The organism is Streptomyces sp. NPDC008163 (genome assembly GCF_042956885.1).
In the GTDB taxonomy this organism is placed as follows: domain Bacteria; phylum Actinomycetota; class Actinomycetes; order Streptomycetales; family Streptomycetaceae; genus Streptomyces; species Streptomyces drozdowiczii_A.
Map to the genome: position 1 here is coordinate 124,473 of NZ_JBIBHG010000001.1, position 15,720 is coordinate 140,192.

Annotated in this window: 16 protein-coding genes; 6 read left to right on the forward strand and 10 right to left on the reverse strand. The window is 72.9% G+C overall.

From position 1 onward, the window contains the following. Positions 1–35 precede the first annotated feature (35 nt). On the forward strand, positions 36–896 hold the full coding sequence (locus tag ACFZAT_RS00610; RefSeq protein WP_391258152.1) for a hypothetical protein: 861 nt from the start codon (positions 36–38) through the stop codon (positions 894–896). Between the two features lie 129 nt (positions 897–1,025). Here ACFZAT_RS00610 and ACFZAT_RS00615 read toward each other — a convergent pair whose 3' ends face one another. From ACFZAT_RS00615 to htpX, 3 genes are read right to left on the reverse strand one after another with little or no spacing between them, the layout of a single operon-like run. Continuing rightward, positions 1,026–1,466, reverse strand: coding sequence for a GNAT family N-acetyltransferase (locus ACFZAT_RS00615; RefSeq protein WP_391258155.1), 441 nt, complete (start codon positions 1,464–1,466; stop codon positions 1,026–1,028). Between the two features lie 13 nt (positions 1,467–1,479). Beyond that, positions 1,480–2,064 carry a hypothetical protein gene (locus ACFZAT_RS00620; RefSeq protein ID WP_391258158.1) on the reverse strand — a complete coding sequence of 195 codons (585 nt, stop codon included), beginning with the start codon at positions 2,062–2,064 and terminating at the stop codon, positions 1,480–1,482. A gap of 29 nt (positions 2,065–2,093) precedes the next feature. Continuing rightward, the gene (htpX, locus tag ACFZAT_RS00625; RefSeq protein ID WP_391258160.1) at positions 2,094–3,005 is read right to left on the reverse strand and encodes a zinc metalloprotease HtpX; all 912 of its coding nucleotides are present in this window, start codon (positions 3,003–3,005) and stop codon (positions 2,094–2,096) included. A gap of 173 nt (positions 3,006–3,178) precedes the next feature. Between htpX and ACFZAT_RS00630 the strand changes: the two genes are divergently transcribed. Together ACFZAT_RS00630 and ACFZAT_RS00635 are read left to right on the forward strand one after the other, a co-directional pair. Continuing rightward, positions 3,179–4,402, forward strand: a complete 1,224-nt coding sequence (locus tag ACFZAT_RS00630; RefSeq protein WP_391258163.1) for a cytochrome P450 — start codon at positions 3,179–3,181, stop codon at positions 4,400–4,402. 14 nt (positions 4,403–4,416) lie between these two features. After that, complete coding sequence (locus ACFZAT_RS00635; RefSeq protein WP_391258164.1) at positions 4,417–4,596, forward strand: ferredoxin; 180 nt, start codon at positions 4,417–4,419, stop codon at positions 4,594–4,596. A 9-nt stretch (positions 4,597–4,605) separates the two neighbouring features. Here ACFZAT_RS00635 and ACFZAT_RS00640 read toward each other — a convergent pair whose 3' ends face one another. Beyond that, positions 4,606–5,304 (reverse strand): pyridoxal 5'-phosphate synthase, encoded by a 699-nt coding sequence (locus tag ACFZAT_RS00640; protein ID WP_391258166.1) that lies wholly within the window; start codon positions 5,302–5,304, stop codon positions 4,606–4,608. A 148-nt stretch (positions 5,305–5,452) separates the two neighbouring features. Beyond that, complete coding sequence (locus tag ACFZAT_RS00645) at positions 5,453–6,100, reverse strand: TetR family transcriptional regulator (protein ID WP_391258169.1); 648 nt, start codon at positions 6,098–6,100, stop codon at positions 5,453–5,455. A gap of 285 nt (positions 6,101–6,385) precedes the next feature. Here ACFZAT_RS00645 and ACFZAT_RS00650 point away from each other — a divergent pair, with 285 nt between their 5' ends. Next, the gene (locus tag ACFZAT_RS00650; protein ID WP_391258171.1) at positions 6,386–7,186 is read left to right on the forward strand and encodes a VOC family protein; all 801 of its coding nucleotides are present in this window, start codon (positions 6,386–6,388) and stop codon (positions 7,184–7,186) included. 174 nt (positions 7,187–7,360) lie between these two features. Then, complete coding sequence (locus ACFZAT_RS00655) at positions 7,361–9,760, forward strand: PQQ-binding-like beta-propeller repeat protein (RefSeq protein WP_391258174.1); 2,400 nt, start codon at positions 7,361–7,363, stop codon at positions 9,758–9,760. A 45-nt stretch (positions 9,761–9,805) separates the two neighbouring features. Here the strand turns inward: ACFZAT_RS00655 and ACFZAT_RS00660 are convergent, their stop codons facing one another. After that, positions 9,806–10,069: a hypothetical protein gene (locus ACFZAT_RS00660; RefSeq protein ID WP_391258176.1), complete on the reverse strand. Its 264-nt coding sequence runs from the start codon at positions 10,067–10,069 to the stop codon at positions 9,806–9,808. A 193-nt stretch (positions 10,070–10,262) separates the two neighbouring features. Here ACFZAT_RS00660 and ACFZAT_RS00665 point away from each other — a divergent pair, with 193 nt between their 5' ends. Continuing rightward, positions 10,263–10,820, forward strand: coding sequence for a hypothetical protein (locus ACFZAT_RS00665; RefSeq protein WP_391258179.1), 558 nt, complete (start codon positions 10,263–10,265; stop codon positions 10,818–10,820). An 89-nt stretch (positions 10,821–10,909) separates the two neighbouring features. On the opposite strand, the gene ACFZAT_RS00670 is transcribed toward ACFZAT_RS00665, so the two are convergent. From ACFZAT_RS00670 to ACFZAT_RS00685, 4 genes are all read right to left on the reverse strand, one after another. After that, a complete protein-coding gene (locus ACFZAT_RS00670) occupies positions 10,910–11,089 on the reverse strand; it encodes a hypothetical protein (RefSeq protein ID WP_391258181.1) in 180 nt (59 codons plus the stop codon). A 208-nt stretch (positions 11,090–11,297) separates the two neighbouring features. Further along, positions 11,298–14,264 (reverse strand): BTAD domain-containing putative transcriptional regulator, encoded by a 2,967-nt coding sequence (locus ACFZAT_RS00675; RefSeq protein WP_391258184.1) that lies wholly within the window; start codon positions 14,262–14,264, stop codon positions 11,298–11,300. A gap of 239 nt (positions 14,265–14,503) precedes the next feature. Next, positions 14,504–15,337 carry a MerR family transcriptional regulator gene (locus tag ACFZAT_RS00680; RefSeq protein WP_391258186.1) on the reverse strand — a complete coding sequence of 278 codons (834 nt, stop codon included), beginning with the start codon at positions 15,335–15,337 and terminating at the stop codon, positions 14,504–14,506. A 154-nt stretch (positions 15,338–15,491) separates the two neighbouring features. Continuing rightward, positions 15,492–15,695, reverse strand: a complete 204-nt coding sequence (locus ACFZAT_RS00685; protein ID WP_003967102.1) for a cold-shock protein — start codon at positions 15,693–15,695, stop codon at positions 15,492–15,494. Between the last annotated feature and the right edge of the window lie 25 nt (positions 15,696–15,720).

The window sequence follows — 15,720 nt, forward strand, 5'->3', positions numbered from 1 at the left end:
CCTTTTGGAACATTTCGGACAGTACACTGACGCGGGTGCGTCGAGACGAGGAACCGGTCCGTCCGGACGGCGGGAGACTGTCCGAGGGCGTGGGCCCGTTCACCACGCGGCTGACGCTGCGGGGGAGCGGCGGGGCCGAGGCGGTGTGGGAGTCCCGCAGGGCCCGCAGGCGCGGGTCGCTGACGGTGCGCCGGGCGGACGGTGCCGCGCCGGTCGTCCACCGGGCCGACGCCCGGGGCCTGGCCCGGATGCGTACGCTCAACTCCGTCGCGGCGGTGACGTTCACCCTCGGCGGCCTCCTCTTCGCGGCCGGGGCGGCGCTCGCGCTCACCGGCGCGGCGGCGACAGCCGTATCGGCCACGTACTTCGGCGGCGGCCTCTTCTTCAACATCGGGGGTTACGCGTCCCTCCTCCAGTCCGTCAACGCCCCGCGCCGCCCGCCCGGCGCGTACCGGCTGGAGACGGCCGCGTGGCGGTGGTGGAGCTACGAACCGATGCGCATCGACTGGCTCAGCGCGTTCCTGCTCTTCACCGGCACGCTGGTCTTCGGGCTCAACCTGCTGGACTCGTTCCTCCAGGGCCTCAGCACCCAGCAGGCGGCCCGCCTGGTGTGGGCGCCGGACGTGATCGGCTGCGTGCTCTTCCTGATCTCCGGCCAGCTCGCCCTGGCCGAGGTGTGCCACGCGCCGACGGGCGTCCGCCCGCACGACCTCGGCTGGTGGATCGTCACCGTCAACATGGCCGGCTCGGCGCTGTTCATGATCGCGGCCCTGGCGGACCTGGTCACGCCTGGCGCCCACGTCCCGGTGAGCCTGGCGGTCTCCAACACCGGCACCCTCGCGGGCGCGCTCTGCTTCGCCGCGACGGGGGTGCTCCAGTGGTTCGAGCACCCTTGAGGCCCTTGAGCGCGGGTACGCCGCCGTGCGGGCGGCCGTTGACGCGGAGGACCGGGCGCACGAGGCGGCCGGGCGGGCGCGCGGTGCCCCCGTCGGCGAAGCCGGGCCGGGGACGGCGAAGGAACCCCGTCAGCCCGTTCGTGAGGGTCGGCGGGAGGTGCCCGCAGGCGCCGTACGCAGGGCGATGAGCCCCGCCTCCGTCGGGCGGAAGCCGCACGCGTCGAAGTAGAAGGGGCGCAGGTGCTCCTCGAAGTCGACGTGGAGCCACTCGCAGCCCGCCGCGCGGGCACCGCGCGCCGCGGCCGCCACGAGTGCGGTGCCGACGCCGGACTCGCGCGCGTCCGGGGCGACCATCGTGTCGAGGACGAACGCGTGCACGCCCCCGTCCCAGGCGACGTTGACGAAGCCCACGAGCCGGCCGGCCCGCCGGGCGCAGACCCAGCCGAGGCTGTGCCGGTGCAGCCGCGTTTGCCAGTCGGTGTCCTCCCGGGCGTGCCCGAACCCCTCCGCGTGGAGCGCGTCGACGGCGCCGTTCTCGAAGTCGCCGCGCCATTCGTACGTGATGTCCATGGGGCACGATTCTTCACAGCCCGGGCGCCCCCCACACCGGAAACCACCGGGACAGGTCCTGTTCCACCCGGAGGTCGTCGCCCAAGGCCGCGCGGACCTGCAGTTCCAGCTGGTTGTCGCGTTTCTCGGCGCCGCCCGGGACCGGGGCGAACGGATAGAACGTGCCGCGCTTGTACAGGTACACCAGCGCCAGCGAGCGGCCCTCCCCGTCCCGGAAGGCGACCAGGGAGCAGAGCAGCTGGGGGCCGAATCCGCCGTCCTGGAGCAGGGTGTTGACCGCGTGCAGATCGTTGACCAGCGCGGCGGCGTCCTCCGGCGGCTGCCGGGACAGCAGCCAGGTGTAGCCGTACGCGTCGCGGCTGAACTCCACCGGGATGCCGCCGCGCCCCGTATCCGCGTCGAGCAGTTCGCGTACGTCCTGCCGGACCCGGGCGAAGGCCGAGCCCTCCACCCCCGCGAAGCACACCGAGCCCAGGCCCGTCGGCGTGAAGCCCGTCGCGGCCTGGAGGGTCAGCGCGGCGGAGGGGACGGCGAAGAGCTGGTCGAGGTCGGGGCGGACCGGCTTGCTGCGGCCCAGGATCGTGTCGAGCAGGCCCACGGGAACTCCTCACGGACGGGCACCTTCACTCACGGACGGGACAGGTCGGCCGAGATGCGGGCCAGCTGGTCGAGGCGCTGCTCCAGCGTCGGGTGCGTGGAGAGCAGCCGGCCGATGCTCTCCTTCGAGGCGAAGGCCGGGACGAAGTAGAAGGCGTTGTACGGCTCCGCCTTCCGCAGGTCCTCCGTCGGGATCCGGGCCAGCTGGCCGCTCACCTTGGTGAGGGCGGAGGCGAGGGCCGACGGACGGCCGGTGAGCAGGGCGGCGGTGCGGTCGGCGGTGAGTTCCCGGTAGCGGGAGAGGAGCCGGGTGAGCAGGAAGCTCAGCGCGTAGACGACCGCGCTGACCAGGGGGATGAGCAGGACCAGGATGCCGATCGGGTCGTTGCCGCGGCTGTTGCGGGCGAAGCCGCCCCAGAGCGCGACCCGGGTGATGATCCCGGCCAGGACGCCGAGGAACGAGGCGATCGTCATCACGGCCACGTCCCGGTGCGCGACGTGCGACATCTCGTGCGCGAGGACGCCCTCCAGCTCCTCCGGCTCCAGTCTGCGCAGCAGCCCCGTCGTGGCGCAGACGAGCGACGATTTCTGGCTGCGGCCGGTCGCGAAGGCGTTCGGCACATCGCTCTCCGCGATCGCCACACGCGGTTTCGGCATATCGGCAAGGGCGCATATCCGGTCGATCGCCCCGTGCAGTTCCGGCGCCTCGGCGGGGGAGACCTCCCGGGCGCCCATGCTGAACGCGGCGATCCGGTCGCTGAACCAGAACTGGGCGACGAACATCCCGCCGGTGATCACCAGGATGACCGGCCAGGCCCCGCGCAGCACCGCCAGCAGCACGCCGACCAGCACCACGTACAGCAGTCCGATCAGGAACATGGTGGTGACCATGCGCGTGGTCAGGCCACGGTCCGTGGCGTACCGGCTCCGGGTCCTGGCCATGGGTGCCCTCCACTCCTCGCCTGTCTCCATGGTGCTCCTCGGCGGCCGAAAGCGGATGTTTGTGCTCCGTTCGGCGGGTATGGCCGAACATCACCTAGGCCAAGTAGATGCCTGAGGCATCTAGTGAGGGTGATCGGCAGGACCACCACACCCCCCTCGCTGCGAGGTCCGTCATGACAGAGACCCAGTCCGAGCCCCAGCCCCAGTCCGAGCCCATTGCCTTCCCGCAGGACCGCACCTGTCCCTACCACCCGCCCGCCGGATACCCGAGCGAGAGCCGTGGCCGGCGCTCGGTGTCCCGGGTCCGCCTCTTCGACGGCCGTACGGTCTGGCTGGTCACCGGGCACGCCGAGGCGCGGGCGCTGCTGAGCGACCCCCGGCTGTCGTCCGACCGCACGCACCCGGACTTCCCGCTCTTCGCGCCGAGGCTCGCCGCGTCCAAGCAGCGCCGCGTCGAGCTGATCGGCGTGGACGACCCGGAGCACAACGCGCAGCGCCGGATGCTGATCCCGAGCTTCACGGTGCGCCGGACGGCGGCGCTGCGGCCGCGCATCCAGGAGACCGTGGACCGGCTGCTCGACGCGATGGTGGCGCAGGGGCCGCCCGCCGAGCTGGTGGGCGCCTTCGCGCTGCCGGTTCCGTCCATGGTCATCTGCGCGCTGCTCGGGGTGCCCTACGCGGACCACGAGTTCTTCGAGGACCGCTCGCGCAAGCTGCTCCGGGGTCCCGGACCGGAGGACGTGGTCGCGGCCCGGGAGGACCTGGACGCGTACTTCCGCGAGCTGATCGGGCGGAAGCGGCGCGATCCGGGCGACGGGCTGCTGGACGAGCTGATCGCCGAGCGGCTGGAGACCGGCGAGGTGGAGCGGGACACGCTGGTGCGGCTGGCGGAGATCCTGCTCGTGGCCGGTCACGAGACGACCGCGAACATGATCTCGCTCGGTACGTTCACACTGCTCCGGCACCCGGACCAGCTGGCCCGGCTGACCGGCGGCGGGGCGGAGGCGGTGCCGGCGGCCGTGGAGGAGCTGCTGAGGTACCTGTCCATCGCGGACGGGCTGTCCCGGCTGGCGGTGGAGGACATCGAGATCGGCGGGGAGACGCTGCGGGCGGGCGACGGCGTGCTCCTGTCCACCGCCGTGATCAACCGGGACGCGGCGGCCTTCGACGCACCGGACGAGCTGGACCTCGGGCGCGGGGCGCGCCACCACGTCGCCTTCGGCTTCGGCATCCACCAGTGCCTGGGCCAGAACCTGGCCCGCGCCGAACTGGAGATCGCCCTGCCCGCCCTCTTCCGCCGCCTCCCGGGCCTCCGCCTCGCCGTGCCCCCGGAGGAGGTCCCGTTCAAACCGGGCGACACGGTGCAGGGCCTGCTCGAACTGCCGGTGACCTGGTGACGGAGGAGAACCCCATGCGGATCGACATCGACAAGGACGTGTGCATCGGCGCGGGCCAGTGCGCCCTGGCGGCCCCGGGGGTCTTCACCCAGGACGAGGACGGCTTCAGCGAACTCCTGCCGGAGGCGGAGCCGGGCCCGATGGTGGCGGAGGCGGTCCGGGCGTGCCCGGTGGGGGCGATCAGGACGGAGTGAGTCCGCCGCTCACGGCCACAGCAGCTCCCGCTCCCACGTCCCCGCCCCCGTCGTCACGTCCGCCGTCCTGCGGTACCGGAGGCGCACGTGGCGGCGCCGGGCGTCGCCCTGGAAGAACTCCGCCTCGCGCGGCTCGACCGCGTACCGCGTCCAGGCCGGCGCCTCCGCGTCCGGCTCCTCGCGGGCCCGGTCCCAGGCGGCGGCGGATGCGCGGGCGAGGTCGGCCGGCGAGTCCAGGAGCTCGCTCTGCCGGCCCACCAGCGCGGCGGCGAGCGCCCCGGTCGAGCGGGCGTGCAGATCGGCGGAGCTCTCCGCCGTGGGGCAGGCGGTGACGGGGCCCCGGACGCGGACCTGGCGTCCCTGCGCGGGCCAGTAGAAGCCGAGCGCGGCGCACGGCCGGGCGGCCAGCTGGCCGCCCTTCGCGCTGGTGGAGTGCGTCGCGAAGTGCCAGCCGCGCTCGTCCACGTCGTGCAGCATCAGCGTCCGCACGTCGGGCAGACCGTCGGCGTCCACCGTGGCCAGGCTCATGGTGTGCGGCTCGGTTGCCCCGGCGGCCACGGCCTCGGCGAACCAGGCGAGGAAGAGGGCGTGCGGGGTCGGCGGCGCGCCGTCCGGGTCGAAGGCGGGGAGGTCGGTGTCCCAGACGCGCTGGGCGTGCAGCAGCCGGAGGAAGGACTGCCGGGCGGCGGGATCGAGTGCGTCGGTCATGGCTCCGACGCTACGCCGCAGCGCGTGGCACCGGCGGTCGCCGCACCCCGTCCGGATACGCCGACGGCGGACCACAGGTGTGGTCCGCCGTCGGTGAGACAGGACCTGGGGGCGCCGGGGTCACCGCGCGTCGCCCCAGCGAGGATCGTTACTTCGCCGGCTTCTTGCCCGTGATGCCGAGGTGCACCAACTGTGCGAGATTCGGCTTGAGTTCGGCCTGCTTGACGCCCCAGGCAGTGAAGCCCTTCTGGTGCGAGGCGACGCCGGCCAGCATGACGACCAGGGAGCCCGCCATCGCGGCGGCGCTGATGTCCTTGTCGACCTTGCCCTTCGCCTGGAGCTCCTTCACGGACTCCGTCAGGGAGCCGGTCACGGAGTTGAGGACCTTCATGCGGATCTTGTTGAACCGCTTGTCGCCCTCGGCGGCGCCGAGATCGATCACGCGCAGGATCGCGTCGTTGCGCCGCCAGAAGTCGAGGAAGCCCTCCACGAGTTGTTCGGAGGTCTGCCAGCCCGCCTTGCCGACCCAGGAGCGCCCGGAGACCAGTTCGGTCAGGTCCGCCCCTTCCTTGGCGACGTCCTCGGCGAGTTCGAGGACGGCGCCCTCGACGTCGGGGAAGTACTGGTAGAAGGTCGCTGGTGAAGTCCCCGCCTTCCGGGCGACGTCGATGACTTTGACGTCCCGGTACGGCGAGGAGCTGAGCATCTCGCTGAGGCAGTCGAGCAGCTTCTGCCGCGTCGCCTGACCGCGTCGACCGGCCACGCGGCCGTCGACGGTGCGTACTTGTCCTGTCATGCCGTCAGCTTACCGACGGGTGATCGGAGCGCGATTCGACCGGAGCAAATGGGGAATGGCGCCCATCTCGGCCCTCGCGCCGGGGCCGTACCGGCACCCGTACCGGCACCCGTGCCGACCGCGTTGCCCACAGTCCGAACAGTGTTATTAACAGCCTGTGGATAACTTCGGTGGATAACTTTCGAACCCGTGTTCGTTCATGAAGGTCCCGGGGCGCGCCGCACGCACCGCAAAGCTACCGTGACTGTGACGGGCGTCACCCCCACGACGGAAGGATCCGGGTCCATGGCCGCGTTCGCGCAGTCCGCACCGTGCTGGGTGGATGTGCAGCTCCCCGACCTGGAGGCGGGCAAGCGCTTCTACGGAGAGCTGTTCGGCTGGACCTTCCGGCCGAACGGCGACCGCCTCGCCGACGCCCTCAGTGACGGGAAGCTGGTCGCCGCGCTGGCCGCGAAGAAGGACGGCAGGATGCCGACCGCCTGGGGCGTCTACTTCGCCACCGACGACATCGAGTCATCGGTCACCCGCGTCCGCGCGGCCGGCGGCCAGGTGATCACCGAACCGGTCCCGGCCGGCCGCGACGGCGTGCTCGCCCAGGCCGCCGACCCGGGCGGCGCGGTCTTCGGCCTCTGGCAGGCCGGTGAGCGCGCGGGCTTCCAGAAGCAGAACGAGCCGGGCTCCTTCTGCTGGACCGAGGTCCACACCCGGTCCAAGGACCGCGTCGACCCCTTCTACGAGGAGGTCTTCGGCTTCCGCTGCGCGGACGTGGACGACTCGCCCCTGGACGTCCCCGACACCGACGAGCACCGGGTGGACTTCCGTACGTGGTCCCCGCCCGGCACCGAACCGGGCCCCGAGACGGCGGTCGGCGGGCGGAGCGTCATCACGGCCGCGTTCCCGGCCGAGCTGCCCAGCCACTTCCTGAGCTACTTCAACGTCGCGGACTGCGACGACACCGCCCGTACCGTCCGGCGGCTCGGCGGCCGGGTCACCGAACCCCCGCTCGCCATCCCCTACGGGCGGATGGCGGTCCTCCAGGACGACCAGGGCGCCGAGTTCGCCGTACTTCAGGAGCCTGTGTCCTGATACGGGCGGAGTGGCACAGGACACCCCGATCCGCCCCCGGGTTCGCAACCGGGGCCCCGGCCAGGAACAATCGGGGTGCGCACCGCCGGGCCGCGTCCACTGATGAGACGCTGCACACGGCGGGATTTTCGCGGGCCTCTGTCATCTGAGGTCCGTACGGGGAGGTGGCAAGTAGTGGAGCAGCTGACGCAGCACGACCCGAGGCGGATCGGCCCCTTCGAGGTGCTGGGACGGCTCGGGGCCGGCGGCATGGGGCTGGTCTATCTGGCCCGGTCCGCGTCGGGCCGCCGGGTGGCGATCAAGACCGTCCGTACGGAACTGGCCGAGGACCAGCTGTTCCGGGTGCGCTTCACGCGCGAGGTGGAGGCCGCGCGGGCCGTCAGCGGCTTTTACACGGCCGCCGTCGTGGACGCCGACCCGCGCGCCGCGGTCCCGTGGCTGGCCACGGCGTACGTCCCCGCCCCCTCGCTCGAAGAGATCGTGAACGAGTGCGGGCCCATGCCCACCCAGGCGGTGCGCTGGCTGGCGGCGGGCATCGCCGAGGCCCTTCAGTCCATCCACGGGGCGCAGCTCGTCCACCGCGACATGAAGCCGTCGAACGTGCTCGTCGTGGAGGACGGCCCCCGGGTCATCGACTTCGGCATCGCGTCCGGCGTCTCCAACACCCGGCTCACCATGACCAACGTGGCCGTCGGCACGCCCGCGTACATGTCACCGGAGCAGGCCCGGGACTCGCGAAGCGTGACCGGGGCCAGCGACATCTTCTCGCTCGGCTCGACGCTGGTCTTCGCCGCGACCGGGCACGCCCCCTACCGGGGGGCCAATCCGGTCGAGACGGTGTTCATGCTGCTGCGCGAGAGCCCCGACCTGTCGGGCCTGCCGGACGATCTGCGGCCGCTGATCGACTCGTGCATGCAGACGGACCCGGCCCTGCGGCCCACCCCGGCCGACCTCCAGGCCCAGCTCGCCCCGCACCTCTTCGCCTCCGGCGGCGGTGACGACGACGGCGGTACGGCTTCCGCGTGGCTGCCGGCCGCCGCGACCGCGCTGATCGAGCGGCGCCGCGGCGGTGGCCGTACGGCTCCGCCCGTCGCCCCGCCCGCCGAGCCCCCGCCGCCCGTCGCGCCGCCCCGGCTCGCCGAGACCGCGCCCCACCGGCCGCCCGGCGCGGACTGGGACGGCCCGTGGCACAGCGGTGCCCCCGCCCGGCCCGCCACCCCGCCCGCCCCCGACGCCGGGGGCCCGGTGCGGCTGACCGGCGTCCAGGTGCCGATCGGGCCCGGGCCGCGCGTCCAGGACGTCCGCGCCTCGGCCTCCGGCGCCGACGCGGGCCCCGCGACCGGCTGGGTCCGGCCGCCCACCGGGGTCAACGGCACGCCTCCGCCCGCCGCCGTGCCCCCTCCGGCGCAGGCCCCCGACACCGGGCAGTCCGGACCCGCCCGCTGGCGGCCCTGGCGGTTCCGCATGTCCAACGACGTGTGGGGCACGCCGGTCGTCATCGGCGACCTGCTGTACGTCACGTCCTTCGAGGTCCACGCGCTGGACACCGGCAACGGGCGGCGCCAGTTCAAGACCCGGGACGTCGCCTGGGCGATGGCCGTCGAGGGCGGCCGCATCCACGCCTCGGACGGCCCGTCCCTCTACGCCCTGGACGCCACCAGCGGCGCCGAGCGGTGGCGGGTGGGCGCCGAAGCCTGGGTGTACGCGCTCAAGGCCGACCGGGGAACGGTCGTCACGGCCACCCGGGGCGGCGGCGTCCAGGCGTGGGAGGCGGCGACCGGCGAGAAGCTCTGGGACCTGAGCGGCGCGCAGACGGACTTCGAGACGCCGGAGGGCGGGCCGGTCATCCACGACGGCACGGTGTACGTCTGGCAGGACGCCCGCCTCAGGGCCCTCGACGCCCGGACCGGCGTCGAGCGCTGGTCGTACCCGATCGGTGACGCGGCCTCCTGCGGCGGAGTGCCGGTCCGGGTGACGCCCGCGCCGGACGGTTACGTGTACGTCGCCGCCGGGACGCGGGTGCTCGCGGTGGACATCGCGGCCGGACACGTCCGCTGGCACTTCGAGTGCCCGGCGGTCTTCCTGTCCCCGCCCGCCTTCGCCCCCGGCCCGGCCGTCACCGGCGGCGGGGTCTACCTCGCGGACTACCTCGGTACGGTGTACGCCCTGGACGCCGCGACCGGCAAGGACCGTTGGCGCATCGCCACGGAGGCCCGCCAGTCGGCGGAGCCGGTGCTCGTCGTCGCGGGCAACGTCCATGTGGGCAGCGGCAGCGCGCTCTACACCCTCGACGCGGTCACCGGCACCCCGAAGTGGCGGTTCGCGGCGGGCGGCGAGGTGGTGGGCGCCCCGGTCGTCGCGGACGGCCGCGTCCACTTCGGCTCGGCGGACCACGTCCTGTACACCCTCGACGCGGCGGGCGGCCAGCTCCGCTGGAAGCTCGCCACGGGCGGCGAGATCACGGGCTCGCCCGTGGTCCGGAACGGCGTGGTGTACGCGTGCAGCAAGGACCGCTGCGTGTACGCCCTGGACGCGCTGAAGGGGACCGGCACGGGGGCCCGCTCCCGGGCGTAGGGCCTGCGCCCCGCGCACCCTCCCATCAGGGCGAGGGTTCCGTCCTCAATCGCCGGACGGGCTCGGCCTTTCAGGCCCCACGTACGTGTCGTCCCCCTCCGGCTCCGGGTAGGGGCTCGTCTGGGCCGAAGGCCCCGGCTCCCACGTCGGGGGCCACGTGTCGGGGGCGGCGGAGTCCGGTGCGCCGGACTCCCGGGCGCGACGGCGACGGCGCCCGAGGCGGCCGTCGTACCAGTCACGGAAGGGGCTCAGCACGGCGGCCGCCGCTCCGGCGAGAGCGAGGACCGCACCGAGGACGTTGCGGATCATCTCCGTACCTCCAGAGCGCTCTCGCTCCGACGCTACGCCGCCCGTGTGACAGCCGCCACCAGACGGGAACGAGACCGTGACAGGGCCATGACCGGCCCGCCGGTCAGCCGCGCCATGCTGTGCGTTACGGTTCCGTGTCGCCCGGCCATCCGGGCCGGCGACGCACAACAGCACACAATCGGGGGCGGATTCGATGAGACGGCAGCACGTCAAGCTGACGGTGGTCCTGGTCGCGGTGGTACTCGCGCTCACCGGCTTCTCGAGCGGCAGCCACGGCAGCCGGAGCAAGAGCGGGAAGAGCCGGTCCGGCAGCCACAGCAGCGGCGGCGGCGGGTGCTCCAACTCCAAGAAGAGCAACGGCACGTACCACGACACGGACTCGGACGACGACTACGACGACGACTACGGATCGTCGAGCGGCTCGTCGGGCTCCACGTACACCGATCCGACCCCCACCGCCACCGCGTCGGACGCGCCGCAGGTGTACGTCTTCCGCTGCGCCCAGCCCGCGAAGGGCAAGCGCAAGGCGGTCACCGCGTCCACCGTCCGCCTGACTCCGGTCGCCTCCGGTACGCATACCTACGAGGTGGACGTGACGTTCCTCGACGCGATGGGCAGTGTGGTCGACACGGGCGAGGCGACGGTGGAGGCGGACTACGGCGACACGAAGACCGTGTCCGTCCGGATGGACAGCCCGCGCCAGGTCTCCCGCGTCAAGAAGTGCACGGTCACGGCCGAGCTGAGCTACTGAGCGCGCACCGCGCGCACACGTGACGGCCGCGGCGGCTTCCCCTCCGCGCCGCCGCGGCCGTTCCCCCGTGCCCCCGTCGAATTACGGCTTCAGTTGGCCGGCTCGCTCGTCGCGTGGGTGTCGAGCGGCTTGACCTCGCCCCCGGTGGCGTGGGTGTCCAGGGGCTCCACGGTGGCGTGCGTGTCCTGCGTCGTCAGATCCGCGTCCCCGCCGGTGGCGTGGGTGTCGGCCGGCTTGAAAATCGGGTCGGTCTTCTTCTTGTCACCCATGGGGTCATCTCCGTTGTCGCTGGCGTTGTTGCGTGGGAGGTCCCACCCGGCTGTTCCCCCGTGGACTGCCGGGTGGGTCCCCTGTCAGGGCCGCTCACCTTAGTGGTCCGGCCACTGGTCGTCCCGCCTGCCCCCCGACGCGACGGATCGACAGGCATGAGCTTGCCGCCCGGCGATAAACGAACGATGAACGACGAGCCCGTCGCCCTCAGGACCGCTCGGAGGGGACACGGGCCAGCAGCGCACGGATCTGGGCCGCTTCCTCGGAGCCGTCGGTGTCGTAGATGGCCATCGCCTCGCGCCAGCACGCCTCGGCACGCCCTGTCTGGCCGATGCCGTCCAAGGCCCTTCCCAGGACCGTCAGCACGTTGCCCCGGCGCCACTCCCCGCCGATGCCGCGCAGTACCGTCAGCGCGGTCTCCGCCTTGGAGGCGGCCTGCGCCGGGTTGTCGGCGGCCAGATCCGTCTCCGCGAGGCGGAAGATGGTCATGCCCTCCCACAGCCGCTGCCGGCTGTCGCGGAAGACCTCCAGGGCCTCCAGGAAACTGCTCGTCGCCTCCTGGAGATCGCCGCTCCGGGTCAGTGCGATGCCCAGGGCGTAGCGGGCGTTCGCGCCCCGCAGGGAGTGGCCCATGCCGTCGTATATCTCGATGCCCTTCCTCGCCAGGGCCACCGCGCTCGCCGTACGGCCCATGGCCAGGTGCACCCGGGAGAGATTGCAGAGCGACGACGCCTCCCCGGGAAGGTTCTCGCCCGCCTGGAAGGCTTCGATCGCGTGGGTCAGGTACTTCTCGCCGTCCTCGTGGCGGCTCTGGTAGATGGCGATGACGCCTCGGTGGTTGTACGCCCAGCAGTCGGGAAGCGGATCGTCCGTCTCGTGAGCCAACTCCAGCACCTGGGACGCCTCCTGGTCCGCCAGGGCGAACCGGCCCGCCACGAGGTGGGCGTTGCTCAACGTGACCAGCGAGCGGCGCTCGGCCCTGCGGTCGCCCCCTGCGCGCGCGGCGTCCAGCATGAACGAGGCAGCCGCCTCGTACTGCTTGGAGTTGGCGCCGGACTCGGCCAGGTCCAGGGCGGCCCAGAGCAGATCGATCGACCGGCGCAGCATCGTCGGGGCGGTCGACTGGCGCAGACAGGCAAGCAACGTGCCGGCCTCCGCGTACAGCCAGTCCTGGGCGTCGTGCCGGTCGCTGAAGGACAGCCCCGCGCCCTCCGTGCGTTCCAGGTGGTCCACCAACCGGTCCCCCGGCCGCTCCAGCGCGTACACCCCCGCAGCCGTCGCCAGGTAGAAGTCCAGGAGCCGCGACAGCGCCGCATCCCGTTCCCCGGGTTCCTGCTCGTCCCGCTCCGCGCAGGAGCGCGCGTACAGGCGGACCAGGTCGTGGTAGCGGTAGCGGCCCGGGGCCGCGGACTCGACCAGGGACGTGTCGACCAGGGCCTCCAGCAGGTCCTCCGCCGTGTGCGGGTCCCGGTCGAGGAGGGCGGCCGCGGCGGCCAGGGAGATGTCGGGGCCGTCCGCGAGGCCGAGGAGGCGGAAGGCGCGGGCCTGGGCCGGTTCCAGCTGGCCGTAGCCGAGTTCGAAGGTGGCCTTCACCGCGAGGTCGCCCGCCTGGAGCTCGTCCAGGCGGCGGCGCTCGTCGGCCAGCTTGGCGGCGAGGACCGAGACGGTCCAGGTGCGGCGGGAGGCCAGCCGGGAGGCGGCGATCCGGATCGCCAGGGGGAGGAAGCCGCAGGCGGCGACCACGTCGAGCGCGGCCTCCCGCTCCGAGTTGATCCGCTCCTCGCCCACGATCCGTGTGAAGAGCTGAAGCGCCTCCTCCGGCGACATCACGTCCAGGTCGACCAGATGCGCCCCCGCCAGGTCGACCATCCGCACCCGGCTCGTCACCAGCGCCGCGCAGCCCTCCGTGCCGGGGAGCAACGGGCGGATCTGGGCCGCGTCGTGGGCGTTGTCCAGGAGGACCAGCACCCGGCGCCCGTCCAGCGTCGAGCGGTACAGCGCGGCCCGCTCGTCCAGCGTTTCCGGAATGGCCGAGTCCGCGGTCCCGAGCGCCCGCAGGAACGCGCCGAGCACCGTCTCCGGCTCGGCGGCCCGGGCCCCGGCGCCCTGGAGGTCGACGTACAGCTGCCCGTCCGGGAAGTGGGGGCGGGCCCGGTGGGCGACGTGGACGGCGAGCGTCGTCTTGCCGACGCCCCCGATGCCGGCCAGCGCGGAGACGGCCATCACGGACCCCTCCGCCGTGGCGAGCCGGTCGCCCAGCTCGCGTACGAAGGCGTCCCGGCCCGTGAAGTCCGGGACGGTGGCGGGCAGCTGGGCCGGGCGGACCGGCGCGGCGGCGGGGGCCGGTTCGTCCGCCGGGCGGGCCAGTTCCTCGTCGGCGCGCAGGATGCGCTGCTGGAGCTGGGACAGCTCCTGGCGCGGGTCGACCCCCAGCTCATCGGCGAGCAGCCGCCGGGTGTCCGCGTAGACGGCCAGCGCCTCGGCCTGCCGGCCGCTGCGGTACAGGGCCACCATCAGCAGTTCGCGCAGCCGCTCCCGCAGGGGGTGCGAGGCGGTGAGCGCGGTCAGTTCGGAGACCGCCTCCGCGTGGCAGCCGGCCTCCAGGTCCAGGTCGAGGCGGGTCTCGGTGAGCTGGAGCCGCCACTCCTCCAGACGGGTGCGCTGGTACTCCGCGTACGGACCGGGCACGGAGGCGAGCGCCTCGCCGTCCCACAGGCCGAGCGCCTTGTTCAGCAGGGATCTCGCCGTGTCCCGGTCGCCGCCCGCCCGTGCCTTCTCGGCACCGGAAGCCAGCTCCTGAGCCACTGTCAGGTCCAGCGCGTCGGCGCCGGTGCGCATCGCGTAACCGCCGGAGTCGCTGGCCAGGGTCTCGGGGCCGAGGACCTTGCGGAGCCGGGAGGCGTAGGTGCGTACGGCGGCCAGTGCCTGCGAGGGCGGCTCGTCGCCCCAGATGCCGTCGATGAGTTCGGCGGCCGTCGCCGTGTGCCCGCCGCGCAGCAGCAACGCCGTCAGCAGCGCGCGCTGTTGCGGCGATCCGGACGCCAGCGTCTCGCCGCCCCGGCGGACCCGGACCGGGCCGAGTACGGAGAAGTGCAGCACGGCCTCGTGCTCCGGGTCCCGCTCGGGGGCCCGCTGCTGCGGAACGCGTACCCGTGGCCCGTCGTCACGGCCCATTGCTGCCTCCTGTCCTGCCTGCGCACGGCCCGGCACGGCCGCTTTGCCCGGATCGGTCCCAGACCGTCCGGACTGCTCCATACCGTTGATATCGCCGTCAACAGTCTGCCTTGTGAAGGGTCGGCCCGTCAGTAACGGACCGCTCTCTGCACAAGCCCTCGACAACGATCCGGAACGGGGCAGTTGGGGCAGGAAGGCACGAAGCGGGGCGCCCGTTCCGGGACGGGCGCCCCCCGGTCTCAGGCCGTCGCCCGGACCACCGGCTCCTGGAGCTCGGTCACCCACGCGTCCCGGTCCTCCGGGCATTCGAGGCTGATCTCGCGGGCGTACCCCGACGACCGGTAGCCGTTGGCGTCGATCCAGCGGGCCAGGGTCTGGGCGGTGGGCAGCACGGCGTCCATGGAGCCCCGGTGCACGACGGTCGCCGCCTCGAACGGGGGCAGCTCGACCACGGTGATCCCGGTGTCACCGACCGGCCCGACCGGTGCGGAGACCGTCACCCCGGCGTGCACGGCGACGCTGCCGCCGCCGCCCGGCACGTCCTCGTACCGGGCGATCCCCGGGCCCGACGGGGTCAGACCCGCCTCCCCGAGGAGGGGGAGGAGCCGGTCGTACAGCGGGCCGATCACCGGGCCGATGTCCTGCGGCTCGTAGCTGCCGGCCACCCCGGTCAGCTCCGCGACCCGCACCGCGGGCACCTTCTTCATCACGACGTCGTCCGTGGACATGTGTCCCTCGCTCTCGATGGACCGGAGCCTCGCCTCGACCTGCGCCAGCCTGGCCGCCGCGGCGGCCATCGCCGCCTCCAGCTCCGTACGCCGCAGCCGCAGCATCCCGCGCAGTTCCTCCGGGCCCACCGCGTCGTCCAGGACGGCCCCCACCTGCTGGAGCGTGAAGCCGAGGTCCTTGAGCGCGATGATCCGGTTGAGCCGGGCGAGCTGGGCGGCGCCGTAGTAGCGGTAGCCGGTCGCGGGGTCGGTGCGGTCCGGGTGCAGCAGCCCGATCTCGTCGTAATGACGCAGCATGCGGGCCGACACCCGCCCGTACCGGGCGAAGTCTCCGATGGTGAACATGACGTCTCCCACTGCACGGCTTCACATGGTGTGAAGGTCAAGAGACGGCCGGAACGGGCCGCGCACGGGCAGGAGCCCCGTCCCTCCGCCGGTGCGGAGGAGCGGGGCTCCTTGGGTACTGCTCTTACCGGCCGCGATCGGCCGACCCGGGCAACTAGGCCGGGGTGACGTTCTCAGCCTGCGGGCCCTTCGGACCCTGAGTGACGTCGAAGTTCACGACCTGGTTCTCCTCGAGGGAGCGGAACCCGGACGCGTTGATCGCGGAGTAGTGGACGAAGACATCCGGGCCGCCGCCGTCCTGGGCGATGAAGCCGAAGCCCTTTTCAGCGTTGAACCACTTGACGGTTCCGGTAGCCATAAGCCCTCCTTGGGCCAAAGGGTTG